The following is a 13,934-nucleotide window of genomic DNA, read 5'->3' as shown; positions in this document are numbered from 1 at the left end:
GGGCGATAAGACAGGGGTACCGGGCCAGAAGTCCCGGCCCGACAGCTGCTTAGTGTCAACTTAACGGGATATGATGAAAGTCATAGTGCACCATATCGGTGGCGTTTGTGGCTGGACTACGTGCCAAGATAGGCGCCATGCGCACTCGCATTCTGGTCGTTGACGATGACACTGCCCTGGCCGAGATGATCGGCATCATGCTCGAGGCGGAGGACTACACTCCGTCCTTCTGCGCCGACGGCGCGAAGGCTCTGGAGGCCTTCCGGGAGACAGACCCGGACTTGGTCCTGCTGGACCTGATGCTGCCCGGCATTGACGGCGTGGAAATCTGCAAGCTGATCCGCGCCGAGTCCGATGTGCCGATCATCATGCTCACTGCGCGTACGGACACCCAGGATGTGGTCGCCGGGTTGGAGGCCGGCGCGGATGACTACGTCACCAAGCCGTTCAAGTCCAAGGAGCTGCTCGCCCGCGTGCGCACCCGCCTGCGCCGCAATATCGACGCCAATGGCGCCGAGCACGTACGCGCTGGGGACCTGGACATCGATGTCTCCGGCCACCAGGTGCACCGCGGAGAGACGGTCATCAACCTCACTCCCCTTGAGTTCGACCTGCTGGTGACCCTTGCGCGCACGCCCTGGAAGGTGTTCACGCGCGAGGAGCTTCTGGAGCAGGTCTGGGGATACCAGCACGCCGCAGACACCCGCCTGGTCAACGTTCACGTGCAGCGCCTGCGCGCCAAGATCGAGAAGGACCCGGAGCACCCCAGCATCGTGGTCACCGTACGCGGAGTCGGCTACCGCGCCGGCGACGGCAAGTGACTGCGGGCGCGGTGGCCTCTGGGCCCCGCCCGCACCGCAGGCCTAGCCTCGCGGCTCACTGATCGTGGACGCCCAGAGCCCGGTCCGGAACGCGGGGCGCCAAGGCGCGCCGTCCCCACTGCGGGCGGCACGCCGGTCCCTTGGCACCTCCATGGTGCTGTTCGCGACCGTGACCGGAGTGGTGCTCATCGCCGTCCTGCTGGTTGCCGTCACCATAACCATCCGCAACGACGTCTTCGCCGAGCGGCGTGCCGCAATCCTGGCCGATGCCCGCCAGCGGGCAGTGACCACCCAATCGGTATTCGACGCGGCCGCGGTTGAAACTGCTGAGGACCTGACCGCCACCGCGCAGGCGCAGCTGTCAGCCATCAACGATTCCTTCGCGGGCGCGGGCGGTAAGGGGGTAGCACTGCGCCGGGCCTCCGGTGAGGCCTCCAACACCATAATCAACGACCTGGCCACCGATGCCGACCTGGCTGCGCTCATAACCGAGGAGCTCGCGGCCCAGGTGGAGGCAGGCGCACCCGGCGCCCAGTACTCCCAGCCCGTGGGCATCCCCGACGGCCACGGCGGCACCGACCCCGGGCTGGTCGTCGGCTCCCGGATCAACCTGCCCCTGGCGGGTGGGTACGACTTGTTCCTCGTCTACACCCTGGCGCCAGAGCAGCACGTCATCGACCTGGCTACCCGCGCCATCATCATCGCCGGCGCAGGCTTCTTGCTGCTGCTGCTGCTGGGCCTGTGGGCCCTGACCTCCCGTGTACTCATCCCCGTGCGCCGTGCCTCCCTGGCCGCCCAGCGGCTGGCCGGCGGGCACCTCCAGGAGCGGCTGCCAGTGGCGGGGGAGAACGAGATCGCTACCCTTTCCCGCTCCTTCAATAACATGGCCGATTCCCTGGAGGCGCAGATTCAGGCCTGGGAGAGCCTGTCGAAGGTGGAGAAGCTATTCGTATCCGACGTGTCCCACGAACTGCGTACTCCACTGGCCTCCATTCGGCTGGCGGCCGAGCAGATCTGGCAGGCGCGTGACGAGATCAAGGATCCTTTCGCCGCACGCAGCCTGGAGATCCTCATGCGGGAGATTGATCGCTTCGAGCAGATGCTGTCCGACCTGCTCGAGATCTCCCGCATCGACTCCGGACGGGTCCAGCTGCGATCCGCGGAGGCGGATATCAGCGCCGTCGTACGTGGCGTGCTCGACCTGGTTGCCGTGCACGTAGAGGCCTCCGGCTCCCCGATCCGCCTGCACTTGCCCGATGCTCCCGCCGTCGCCGAGGTGGATGTGGCCCGGGTGGAGCGCATCGTGCGCAACCTGATAGTCAATGCGCTCGAGCACGCGGAGGGCTCACCCATCGATATCACGGTTGCCGCCAGTGACGACGCCGTCGCCGTACGTGTGCGCGACCACGGGGTGGGCATGAGCCCGGACGTGGTCAAGAAGGTCTTTGACCGCTTCTACCGCGCCGACCCCTCCCGCAAGCGCACCCTGGGCGGCACCGGGCTGGGCCTGTCCATCTCCCTGGAGGACGCCGTCCTGCACGGGGGCACGCTCGTGGCCTGGGGGTGGCCGGCCGACGGCGCCTCCTTCCTGCTCACCCTCCCGCGCCGCCTCGGGCCCGACGCCACCCCCGGTGCTTTCACCAAGCCGGGACCGCTGGACGTGGTCCCCGACGACGCCCCGCCGGTCTCCCGCGTCGGTGCCCGTACCGTGGAGCCTGGCCAGGTCCCGCCGGCGGTCCCGGCGTTGACGCCGTCTCCGGCGTCTCGGCGCTCGGACGTCGAGCGCGACGTGGAGCAGGAGGAGCCTGAGGCCCCGGCCCCAGCGGCCCTGTCGGGCGGTGAGCCGGAGCCGCCCGTACCTGCCGGCGCGCACGGCTCCGGGGAGGGCCCCAGCGCCCGCACCCCGGAGGACGTGGACGCCCGCAGGAAGCAGGGGGAGGTGCGCCGGTGACTGGGGCCGAGTCCAGTGGCTCCTCCGCTGCGCCCGGGCTTCCTCGGCAGATGCCCCGGCGCAGCATGCTCGCCGCCATGCTCCTAGGTGGGGGAGCGCTCGCCGCGTGCACGGCGCTGCCCACGTCCGGAGAGATCACCGAGTCAGATCTCCCGGGCATCACCGAGGAGCAGCTCATTCAGACCGCGGCCGGCCCGGTGGACGGCGCGACGCCGGATGAGATCGTCACCGGGTTCCTGCGTGCCTGCGTAGCCGGCCTGTTCGATGACTTCGCCACCGCCCGGGCCTTCCTCACCGATGCCGCCTCCGCCTCCTGGCAGCCGAGCGCCAGCGTAGGGATCTACGAGGGCTCCACCATGCCCGTCGTCACGGTAGTCGAGCACGAGGTCACGGTTACGGTGGACCTGATCGGCACTATCGACGCGGGCGGAGCGTTCACCGCGGCGTCCGAGCCCGACCATGCCTGCCACTATGTGCTCAGCGCCAACACCTCGGGCCAGTGGCGTATCGCCGAGCTGCCCGCCGGCATGCTGCTGTCCGATGGCGACCTGAGCGCGGGCTTCGCATCGGCCCCGTTGTTCTTCCTGACCCCGGACCACTCCCGCCTGGTACCCGAGCTGCGGTGGCTGCCCCGGCACGAGTTTCCCCGCCGCCTGATTGAGGCGCTTCTGGGCGGGCCCTCGCACTGGCTTGCCGCAGGTGCGACCACGGCGGTGCCCGAGGCGGCCGCGGTAGGCGATGACGGTGTAGTCGTCGAGGCGGGCGTCGCGAACGTGGACCTGACCGGACTGGGCGGTCCCCACGCGCTGGAGGGCTCACAGGCAGCACTTGTGGTGGCGCAGATACGCGCAACCCTGGTCGGGGCGGCGGACATCACCCAGGTACGGGGTGTCGTCGTGCGCGCGGACGGGGAGGAGCTCGGTGGCGCGGCGCCGCTGCCCGCGGTTGATGCGGCGCCGGGAGCGGTCGTCGGAATGTGCCTGGGGGCGGTGGTGCAGGGGACAACCTCGACGCGAACCACTTTGGTTACGGCCCAGACCCTGGGTGCAGGAACGGCCTCCCACCCCACGCTGGGCGCGGATGGAACTGTCTACGTCCTGAGCCGTTCGAGCCTGCTGCGCGTGCCGCCGGGGCAGAGCGCGGCGGACGTCATTATGTCGGTGGGCGATGCCGATTCCGGGGAGGACTCGGGGACCGGCGCAGAGCAGGATGCGCAGGACGGCGCGCGGGAGGACCCCGACCCGGGCGCTGCGGCCGGGCCCGGCGGCGTCGGGCTGCTGCCGCCTGTCGCCGACCGCCACCACTGGGTCTGGACCGGTGCCGAGGGCGAGCTCCTGGCGGTTGACGACCGTGGTAGGAAGGTTAGGCCGGCCGCCGCCTGGCTGGACGGTCGGAAGGTGATTTCCTTTGACGTCTCAGCCGAGTCCAGCCGCATCGTGGTGCGTCACAGCGCGGGCACGGGCGCGGCCGACGAGCGCGTTAGCGTGGCGGCCATTACCCGTGACGAGGGCGCTCCGGCAGGCCTGGGCGAGCCGCTCGAGCTGCCTGCGGCGACCGGGGCGCGCACCGGCGCAGTCGTGTGGTACGACGCGCTGAGCATCGCGGTCCTGCCCACGGCCCCTGAGGGGCAGACGCCGACCGGAGTCCTGCGGGTTCCAGTCGGCGGGCCACTTGCCACCACGATCACCTCCCCGGCAGCGGTTGCCATCACCGCCGACCGCGCCACCGGGGCGGTGCAGCTCACCGACGCGGCGGGGCGCATCTGGCAGCAGACCGGCACAGCCTGGCGCGTAAGCGCCACCGACGTGACGGACATCGCCTACCCATTGCCCTGAGGCGCAGGCAGGGGCGGGACGGCGGTGGGGCCATGCCGGCCGGTGCAGGCACCGGCATACAGCGCGCCCCGCATGCGGCACAGCGCATGCGGGGCGGGTGAATGACCGATCCGGCCGGGTGCGCGGGGGTCAGTCGGCGGGGGAGACCTGGGCGTTCAGGCGGATCACGCCGTAGGTCCAACCGTGCCGGTGGTAGACCGCGCAGGGCTGCATCGTGGACTTCTCAATGAACAGGTAGAAGGGGTGACCGACCAGCTCCATCTGGTACAGCGCCTCGTCGACCGTCATCGGTACCGCCTCGTGGAGCTTCTGCCGCACCACCACAGGAGAGTCGCCCAACTGCGACTCCACGGCCACGCCCGGCTCGGTGGGAGCCGTGGGGGAGTCCTCGATGGGGAGGTCATCGGTGTCCGGCAGCTGCGGCTCCTCGGCGGGCGCGGGCGGTACCGACTCCGGGAGGTCGACGATGTAGCGCCGGTGGTTCTTCTTCCGGTCCCGTGCCCGGCGCAGGCGCTCGGTCAGCTTCCCCATGGCGATGTCGAAGGCCGCGAAGCGGTCCGAGGAGCTGGCCTCGGCCCGGATTACCGGGCCCTTGGAGATCACCGTGATCTCAGCGCGCTCGGCCGTGTCCGCCTGGCGCGGGTTGCGCTCATGGGTGATCTCGACCTCGACTCTCTGCACGCGCGGGTCGAACTGCTCGACCTTGGCTGCCTTCTCCTCGACGTAGTCCCGCAGGCGCGAGCTGATCTCCGCGTTGCGGCCGACGACGTTGATGTCCATGGTGGAACCTCTTTCTAAGTCCAAGTGATCCTTGTGAGGGGATCGGGCTGGGGGAAACACCCGCCGCACCTTGCGACGAGCTTCGGAGTGGTCGGCCACCTCCTTGTGTGCTGCCGGTGTACAACCGGGCGCGGAATCTGCTCTCGGCGCCGCGCTGCCGTGTGTGTTACGACACATAAGCTACACCATTTCCGGGGCCGCCACGTACAGCGCACCGTTCGCGGTGGAGCCGGGACGCCGATGCCCTGGTGGCCCGTGCGTGAGGGCGTCCCAGCAGACCGGGGCGCGGGCTATGCGTCCGCAGCGGTGCCCGGCTGGGCCGGTACGCCACTGGGGTCGACCTGGGTGCGTGGCCGACTGGGACGGGCGGGTGCCGACCCGCTGGGTACCGGCCCGCCGGGGACCGTGATCGGGCGCCCGCGGGCCGGCGGGGGAGCCGCCGCCACCACCAGGGCGGCCCCGACTACCGCCCCGGCCTGCCGCAGCGCTCGCGCACAGGCGCCCAGGGTCGCCCCGGTGGTCACCACGTCGTCCACCAGCACTACTCCCGCGCCTTGCACCGGTGCCAGTACCCGCGGCGGCTCGGAGCGGTTCGCCCGCCGCTGGGCCGCCGAGCGGCCCGCCTGGTGCACGCCCCCGGAACCGAGGCGACGTCGCAGCACGTCCGTGCTGGCCACCGTCACGGCTCGCGTCGGCCCCGGGGTGCCGGCAGCAGGCCAGCCCGCTGCCAGGCCCCGCGCGACGGCGTCGGCCAGGTCCGCCGCCACCAGCAGCCCGCGTGCGCGCCGTCGCAGTCCCGACGGCGCCGGCACCACCAGCAGGTGCCCGCTCGAGGCTGCGGCCGCCACCACCTGGTCCGGCAGGTGGGCTGCGAGCCATCCGCCCGCGTCCTGCCCCACCTGGGACATTAGGCGCCCCAAGTCCTCCCGCGCTCCGCTCTTCCAGCCCAGGACCAGGGCGCGGATGGGGCCTGCGTAGGTGGCAAGCGCCCATACCGGCAGGTCGCCGGCCGCGTCGACGTGCTCCACCCGGTGCGGCTGCGCGGCGAGCAGCGCGGCGCACTCCTGGCACAGGGCAACGTCCCAGCGGCCGCAGCCCGCACAGGTCACGGGTAGGACGAGGCGCAGCGCGGCGGTGAGCGTGCCGGAGCGGGACGGGGGCATGCGGCCAGTGTGCTGCGCCGGCTGCACGCGCGCACGCCACTGCCCCGGGGCCTCCACAGGGCACTGCCGGGGGCTGTCTCCGGGACCGCCTGTGGACGGGGGCGCAGGACGCGACGGGAGGCGGCGGCTGGGGCGGGGCTGCCAGGGTGTAGGACCGCAAGGACAGGGCCGCAAGGAGCGGGTAGCAGGTGGCGGGCCGGCGAAGCGCAATCGCGGCTCTGCGGTGAGCGATAGCACTGATCCGTCCGCGGCGGCGTCGGCGGGATGGCATACCATGGCGGAGTTCGCGCCCGGTCCGCCCGGGCACGGGGCCCGCCCGCCTAAGGGGCCGCGCCGCGGCGGGCTCCCACCAGCTACCAGGGGAGATACCAGCGTGTCGATTGTCGACCGGATCCTGCGCATCGGTGAGGGACGGACCCTCAAGAAGCTCGATGCCCTCGCCACCCAGGTGGAGGCCCTCGCCGAGGACTACAAGGACTTCACCGATGCGGAGCTGCGCGAGCAGACCGCGGAGTTCAAGCAGCGCTACGCCGATGGGGAGACCCTGGACGAGCTCCTTCCCGAGGCCTTCGCCACCGTCGTAGAGGCGGCCGACCGGGTGCTCGGCCAACGCCCCTACCACGTGCAGATCATGGGCGGCGCCGCCCTGCACCAGGGCAACATCGCGGAGATGAAGACCGGTGAGGGCAAGACCCTGGTGGCCACCATGCCCTCCTACCTGCGCGCGCTGACCGGTAAGGGCGTCCACGTGGTCACCGTCAACGACTACCTGGCCGAGTACCAGTCCGACCTCATGGGGCGCGTGCACCGCTTCCTGGGCCTGTCCACCGGCTGCGTGCTGGCCACGCAGAATCCCGCCCAGCGGCGCAAGCAGTACCAGTGCGACATCACCTACGGCACCAACAACGAGTTCGGCTTCGACTACCTGCGCGACAACATGGCCCAGCGTCCGGAGGACCTGGTCCAGCGCGGGCACGCCTTCGTGATCGTCGACGAGGTGGACTCGATCCTCATTGACGAGGCCCGCACGCCGCTGATCATCTCCGGCCCCGCCACCGGTGACGTGAACAAGTGGTACAAGGAGTTCGCCAAGCTTGCCCAGCGCCTGCGCGCCGGCCGCGACTACGAGGTCGATGAGAAGAAGCGCACCGTGGGCGTGCTCGCCCCCGGCATCGAGCGGGTGGAGGACTACCTGGGCATCGACAACCTCTACGAGGCGGAGAACACGCCCCTGATCGGCTTCCTGAACAACGCCATCAAGGCCAAGGAGCTGTTCCACCTGGACAAGGACTACATCGTGCGCGACGGTGAGGTCCTCATCGTCGACGAGCACACCGGCCGCGTCCTGCCCGGGCGCCGCTACAACGAGGGCATGCACCAGGCCATTGAGGCCAAGGAGCGGGTGGACATCAAGGCTGAGAACCAGACCCTGGCCACCATCACCCTGCAGAACTACTTCCGCCTGTACCCGGAGGGATCCCGCTCCGGCATGACCGGTACCGCCGAGACCGAGGCCGCCGAGTTCTCCGGCACCTACGGGATCGGCGTGGTCCCAATTCCCACAAACAAGCCGATGATCCGCCAGGACCAGCCGGACCTGGTATACACCAACGTGGCCGCGAAGCTGGCCGCGGTCGTCGATGACATCGCCGAGCGGCACGCGGCCGGCCAGCCCGTGCTGGTGGGCACCACCAGCGTGGAGAAGTCCGAGCAGCTCTCGCGGCTGCTGGACAAGCGCGGCATCCCGCACGAGGTCCTCAACGCCAAGCAGCATGCACGTGAGGCCGCCGTCGTCGCCCTGGCGGGCCGCAAGGGCGCCGTCACCGTGGCCACCAACATGGCCGGACGCGGCACCGACATCATGCTGGGCGGCAACGCCGAGCACATTGCGGTGACGGCCCTGAAGGAGGCGGGGCTGGATCCGGAGGAGAACGCCGAGGAGTACGAGAAGGCCTGGCCCGAGGCGCTCGCGGCGGCGCAGGAGTCCTGCGCCGCGGAGCACGACGAGGTCGTCGAGCTGGGCGGGCTGTACGTGCTGGGCACCGAGCGGCACGAGTCCCGCCGTATCGATAACCAGCTGCGCGGGCGCTCCGGCCGCCAGGGGGATCCGGGTGAGTCGCGCTTCTACCTGTCCATGGAGGATGACCTGATGCGCATGTTCGCCTCCGGGGCTGCGCAGCGCATCATGAGCTCCGGCGCCTACCCCGACGACGTGCCGATCGAGTCGAAGATGGTCACTCGCGCCATCGCCTCCGCCCAGCGGCAGGTCGAGTCGCGTAACTACGAGATCCGCAAGAACGTCCTGAAGTACGACGACGTCATGACCGAGCAGCGCGAGAAGGTGTACTCCGAGCGGCGCCGCGTCCTGGACGGGGAGGACCTGGAGCCGCAGCTGGCCGGCTTCCGCGCCCAGGCGGTGGGCACGATCGTGGCCGCCCGCACGCAGGAGGGACGCCCCGACGAGTGGGACCTGGACGCCCTGTGGAATGACCTGGCGCACGTCTACCCGGTCAGCGTCACTCAGGAGGACCTGATCGAGGAGGTCGGCGGTCGCGACCTGCTCTCCACCGAGCGCCTGTCCGCCGAGCTCAGCGATGACGCCGCCGTTGCCTATGAGGAGGCCGAGCAGCGTCTCAATGACAACCCCATTGCCCGCGCGCAGCTGGGGGAGGAGCCCATGCGTGCGCTGGAGCGGCGCGTCCTGCTGGCCGTTGTGGACAAGCGCTGGCGCGAGCACCTGTATGAGATGGACTACCTGAAGGAGGGAATCGGCCTGCGCGCCATGGCCCAGCGGGACCCGCTGGTGGAGTACGCCAACGAGGGCGCCCACATGTTCAAGGCCATGATGGAGGGGATCCGGGAGGAGACCGTCGAGCAGGTGTTCGCCAACGCCGCCCGCTTCGATGCCGCGGCCGCCCGCGCCGCAGCCGCGCAGGCGGATGCGGAGGGCGAGTCTGCTACCGCGGCGGCGGGTACCGCTGCGCCGTCCGCCACTGAGCGGCCCGCCCGCGGGCGCAGTGCCGCCGTGGCCTCGGTTATGGGGGCTGCCGGTCAGGAGCCCTTGAAGCAGCGCCTGACCTACACGGCGCCTTCGGAGGACGGCACCGCTACTGCGGCCACCGAGCCCGCGGCTCGAGGCCGGGACGCGGCCCGGCCCGCGGCCGCCGGTGCATCTGCCGGCGGCGCAACGCGGCCGGCCGCCTCTGCAGCAGGCGGAGGCAACCGCAAGCAGCGGCGGGCAGCGGCCAGGAAGCGGCGCAAGTAGCAGGGTGCTGGTGCCGCCCGGTGGGCGGATGCCACCTGGCTCGGGCCTCAGGCGATCTCCAGGGCAGCCAGCAGCCAGCGGCCCCGAAAGGCCTCAAGCCGGGCCGCCGCAGCGCGTACGCGGGCGCCGTCGTCGAGCAGGATCGTCACCTCGCAGGTGCCGTTATCGGACTTTTGGGCGTGGGCCGAGCGCGGGCGTACGCGCGTCGGCGCCTGGCCCAGGAGCCTGCGTGCCAGTCCTGCCCGCCGGGACAGCGCCTCGAACAGCTCCGGCGTGGTCCAGCGCGCCAGGTGGTCGGCTCGGCGCTGGCCGTGTAGTACTTCTGCAGCGGCGGTCACGACTACGGCGGCGAAACGTGCCGGGTCCGGCATGTCATCCCCGGTGCCCGGTGCCTGCCGACTGGCGGTGCCGCCGGTGCCCAGGGAGGGGCGAAAGTGCAGCCGGTCCCACTCCTCGGCCCGCTCGGTGCCCTCCAGGACCGGACGCGGAACCAGCGCCCCGGCGGGGCTGCTCGTCGAGGTGCGCAGGCCCGGGACGGGCCGTAGCGGTGGCGTCGGGCCGGTGCGGCGCCGGTTCCGGCCGGCCGGGTGCGCGGCGTCCTCCTTTGCCTCGAGCGCGCGTAGGTGCCTACGCGCTGCGGCGGGTACGGCGTCGGGGCGGGTATCGGGAACGGTGAGGATGGACATGACGCTTCTCCTGCGCGGTGACGGGCGCGCGTCTGTGCGCGCAGCGGGTGTTTGTTCAGGAATTGGGCTGGTCGGTGAGTGTGGGGACGTCCAGGTCGGTCCCGGGGTGGATGAGCCCCGGGTCGGTGCCGATCTCCTGGGTGTTGGCCTGGTACAGGCGCGGCCAGGCGTCCGCGATTTGCGCCGGCGAGGCCTGCGGGCCCAGCAGCTCGGCGGTGATCGACCACAGTGACTCGCCGACGGCCACGGTATGGGACTCCGATGAGCCGGGTTCCTGCGCGGAGTCTGGTGCGGAGTCTGGTGCAGGGGCGGACGGGGGCGAGCTCGGGGCCGCGGCGTCGGGGTCAGTCGGTACCGTCACGGTCGGCTGCCAGCCGAGGTCATCGGTGCCGACCTCCGATTCCGGGGCGGCGAGTGCCGGACTGGTGGTGATTCCCGCGACCAGCACGCCGGCGGTGATCCGCCGTACCAGGGGCGCGCCCCACCGTTGTAGTGCCCGCGCAGCTGCTCGGGTGCTCCTGCTCGGCGGATTGCCGGGGGCGGAGGCGCCATGACGGTTGCCGGCCCCGGCCGCAAGCGCGAGGAGCACGGATAGCAGGTGCCAGAGTGCACCCAGGGCTCCGGCGGTGCAGGCGAGGGCTGTGATTGCGGCAGTCAGATGGGCGCTGCCCCACCAGGCGGTCGGCAGCTCCAGGAGGCTGCGGGCGCTGTTGGCGGCGGTGCTCGCCAGCACTGGGATCAGGGCTGCGGACAGCACGCCGATCGTGCCAAGCGCAACGTGGCTGCGTACGTGCCGCAGGGTTTGAGTAGTCCGCGTTGATGACGTAGCTGCACACATGACTCGCTCCATCGCTGGTGATGATGTTTGATGATGTTAGATCATTGTAGAGCGATTGAGATGTGTCAAGTGTGTGTTGAATGAGGCTGGGTGTGCCTGAGTGCCGGTTGGATGTACTCAACCCGCAGTCGCCGGGTTTCGTACCGGCGCCTGCGGGTTGGCGGTGAGGGTTTCAGTGAGTGTGCGGCGCTCAGGCGCGGTGCCGTCCGCCCTGGTTGCGTGCCCGGGAGTCGGCCGGGCCGGGCGGCGGGGCGAGGAGGCCGGTGGAGTCTGCTCTGGTAGCGGCGGTAGGCGGCGCCTGCGGCACGTCCGGGCCGGTCTCCGCCGGTGGCGGTGGGGGCGCAGGGGTGCTGGCTCCGACGAGCGGGCCGGGCGTCTGGGCTACAGGGGCGCCGCGGTTGACGACGGCGCTAGCTGCATCTTCCGGCCGACCGCCACCGGGCGCACTGTGGTTGGGCGAGGTGCGGCTGGGGCTGGCGCCGGCTGTCCTGGAGCGTCGGGGCGCCCTTCGCGCTGTCAGGCGGCGGAGCCGGGCCCCGCGGGCTGCTCGTCCCGCGCTGCGCCTGGCCCCCGAGCGCGGGTCGATCTGGTCCACCAGCTCCGCCAGTGCCCGGCCCAGGGGAGATCCCGGCGCGGCCTCAAGCACGCTGCGCCCCTCCAGCAGGCAGCGGTCTGCGGTAGCCGCGTCGTCGGGCAGTAGCGTGACTTCTTCTATGCCGCCGAAGCGTGCAAGTGCCTCCCTGACGGCCTGCTGTGGTGAAGGGCCGGCGGCGGAGGCCCGCACCCGATTGACAACCACCTCAATGCGCCCGGTCGGCCGGGTGCCCCCATCCAGATCGTCGATGAGCTGCAAGAGCCGCCGTATGCCGATCGGATCGCCGGCGCCGACGATCACCACCACATCGGCGTTGCGCAGCAGGTGAGCGGTTACGGCGCCGGGACCGGGCTCCAGGGTGAAGTCGTCGACGGCGTCGTCGACCTGGCCCCCGGACACGTCCACGACGGTCCAGGCGGCCGCGCGCCGGCACTGTTCCCACACCTCCGGCATGGCTGCCGCCGGTAGCTCGCGCCATCGGCCCGCTCGGCCCAGACCGGACAGTAGGCGCCGGTCCTCGCTCACCGGTATGAGGATGCGGCCCAGCGCCTCGGGGTCCAGGCGGCCGCGGGAGGCGAGCCGTGCAGCGGTAGCCAGGGCGGAGGAGTCCTCGGGTAGGCCCAGTAACTGCGTGAGGCAGGGGGCCTGAGTATCTGCATCCACCAAAATCGTGCCAGCGCTGAGTCCGGCGGCCAGTGCGGCGGCAATCGTGGAGCGTCCGGGGGCGCCCTGCGGGCCCCACACGGCTACCAGCCGTCCTCGAGGTTTGTCCGCCTCATTCGCGTGCGCGCGCACTGGCCTCGGAGCCAGATCTGGCGTGGGGGCGAGTGGTGCCGTGGGGGTCGCGGCGTCGAACTCGTCCCACAGGTCCCGCTCGGCCGTCGGCGGGCTCGGTGCGGATGCGCGCGGTGCTGCCGGAGGAAATGGCGGCTGGGGCGGGTCCTCGAGGCCGCGCGCGATGCTCTGCAAGCGGGCGCAGATGCCGGCCGCGGCCGTTTCGGCAGATTCCACGGGCCAGCCTGCTCCCGCCCACCGCTCGCGCTCGGCATCGGGCGCGAGCAGGAGTCCGAACGCGCCGGCGCGGCGCAGGCGGTCAAGCACCGTGCGGTCGAGGTCGTCGAAGGCGGTGTCGGTGACGACGAGTGTGGCCAGGCCGGCCATGGCGGCGCTGAGTAGTTCCGGCGTGTCGGCGCACCGGCGCACCACTTTCAGCCCCGAACCGGGTGCGTCGAGGGCGCGCAGGATGTTGGAGTCGTCACCGGAAAGCGCGAGTAGGACCCCGTGCGGACTGGATGGGGCTGCTTGCGGCTCGGTCATCACTGTCCCTGTCCGGTGGGCACCAGCACGAGCGGGCCGGCCGCGCCGACGGCGCTGAGCACGTCGGCGACTGCCTGCTCAGGCACGAGCACCTCCACCTGCAGGCTGGAGCCGCCGATGAGGCTGGGGCCCGCCTCGCCTATCGAGGCGATCAGCAGCCCGCGTGCAACAACCTCGGCCTGGCCGGGCTCCTGCGCCGTGACCTGGGCGGCGGGCAGGGCCCACAGGTCCACGATGTCTCCCGCGGCCGTACCCGCGGGCAGTCCCGAGGCGAGATTGAGCACAACTGACCGCAGGTCGACATCCGCCGCCTGGCCGATCGCCCCGGATGGCAGCAGCTCGCCGGCCTGGAGGGAACGGGTTGCGACGGCGTCCTCGGGCAGCTCTCCCGCCGCCACGTACACGGTGGTGCCGGGGTGGGAGTCAACCAGGGTCAGCACGCCGTCCGCGGTCAGGTCGGTGCCGGGGGCGACGTCGCGGGAGAGGATGTAGATCTGCTCGGTGTCTGCCGCGGCGTTGACGGCCCAGGCGCCCAGGGCCACCGCGGTTCCGATCAGCACCAGTCCGCCGGCCAGGCGCGGATCACGCCAGGTGGGGCGGCGCGGGCGCCTGCGTGGGGTTGGGCGTGCGGCCCCAGCCGGGCTGGGTGCGCTTCGTCGCGCGGAACTCACTGGGCCCTCCTT

At 71.3% G+C, this 13,934-nt stretch carries 10 protein-coding genes; 4 read left to right on the top strand and 6 right to left on the bottom strand.

Translation table 11 applies throughout. The features are described from left to right. The first annotated feature begins 137 nt into the window (after nt 1–137). From mtrA to GZ997_RS00625, 3 genes are all read left to right on the top strand, one after another. Entirely contained in the window at nt 138–821 is a 684-nt protein-coding gene (gene mtrA, locus GZ997_RS00635; protein WP_161924562.1) for an MtrAB system response regulator MtrA, read from the top strand. A 64-nt stretch (nt 822–885) separates the two neighbouring features. Then, entirely contained in the window at nt 886–2,772 is a 1,887-nt protein-coding gene (gene mtrB, locus GZ997_RS00630; protein ID WP_272927750.1) for an MtrAB system histidine kinase MtrB, read from the top strand. Beyond that, complete coding sequence (locus GZ997_RS00625) at nt 2,769–4,607, top strand: LpqB family beta-propeller domain-containing protein (RefSeq protein WP_343212231.1); 1,839 nt, start codon at nt 2,769–2,771, stop codon at nt 4,605–4,607. The genes mtrB and GZ997_RS00625 overlap by 4 nt, the downstream gene beginning before the upstream one ends. Nucleotides 4,608–4,736: 129 nt before the next feature. Here the strand turns inward: GZ997_RS00625 and raiA are convergent, their stop codons facing one another. Both raiA and GZ997_RS12910 read right to left on the bottom strand, forming a co-directional pair. Next, nucleotides 4,737–5,387, bottom strand: coding sequence for a ribosome-associated translation inhibitor RaiA (gene raiA / locus GZ997_RS00620; RefSeq protein WP_161924560.1), 651 nt, complete (start codon nt 5,385–5,387; stop codon nt 4,737–4,739). A gap of 290 nt (nt 5,388–5,677) precedes the next feature. Further along, on the bottom strand, nt 5,678–6,550 hold the full coding sequence (locus GZ997_RS12910) for a phosphoribosyltransferase family protein (RefSeq protein WP_162678451.1): 873 nt from the start codon (nt 6,548–6,550) through the stop codon (nt 5,678–5,680). A 373-nt stretch (nt 6,551–6,923) separates the two neighbouring features. Here GZ997_RS12910 and secA point away from each other — a divergent pair, with 373 nt between their 5' ends. Then, nucleotides 6,924–9,815: a preprotein translocase subunit SecA gene (gene secA, locus GZ997_RS00610; RefSeq protein ID WP_162678450.1), complete on the top strand. Its 2,892-nt coding sequence runs from the start codon at nt 6,924–6,926 to the stop codon at nt 9,813–9,815. 47 nt (nt 9,816–9,862) lie between these two features. Here the strand turns inward: secA and GZ997_RS12535 are convergent, their stop codons facing one another. The 4 genes from GZ997_RS12535 to GZ997_RS00590 all read right to left on the bottom strand — a co-directional run bounded on the left by GZ997_RS12535 (nt 9,863) and on the right by GZ997_RS00590 (nt 13,922). After that, a complete protein-coding gene (locus GZ997_RS12535) occupies nt 9,863–10,501 on the bottom strand; it encodes an Rv3235 family protein (RefSeq protein ID WP_219109217.1) in 639 nt (212 codons plus the stop codon). A gap of 55 nt (nt 10,502–10,556) precedes the next feature. Beyond that, entirely contained in the window at nt 10,557–11,339 is a 783-nt protein-coding gene (locus GZ997_RS00600) for a LysM domain-containing protein (RefSeq protein WP_238994140.1), read from the bottom strand. Nucleotides 11,340–11,529: 190 nt separating this feature from the next. Continuing rightward, the gene (locus tag GZ997_RS00595) at nt 11,530–13,251 is read right to left on the bottom strand and encodes a hypothetical protein (RefSeq protein ID WP_162678449.1); all 1,722 of its coding nucleotides are present in this window, start codon (nt 13,249–13,251) and stop codon (nt 11,530–11,532) included. Continuing rightward, complete coding sequence (locus tag GZ997_RS00590; protein WP_308807166.1) at nt 13,251–13,922, bottom strand: hypothetical protein; 672 nt, start codon at nt 13,920–13,922, stop codon at nt 13,251–13,253. Before GZ997_RS00590 ends, GZ997_RS00595 begins: the two co-directional genes overlap by 1 nt. Between the last annotated feature and the right edge of the window lie 12 nt (nt 13,923–13,934).

This window comes from Actinomyces sp. 565 (assembly GCF_010365615.1).
Classification (GTDB): domain Bacteria; phylum Actinomycetota; class Actinomycetes; order Actinomycetales; family Actinomycetaceae; genus Actinomyces.
This window is presented reverse-complemented; position numbering and strand designations above follow the sequence as displayed.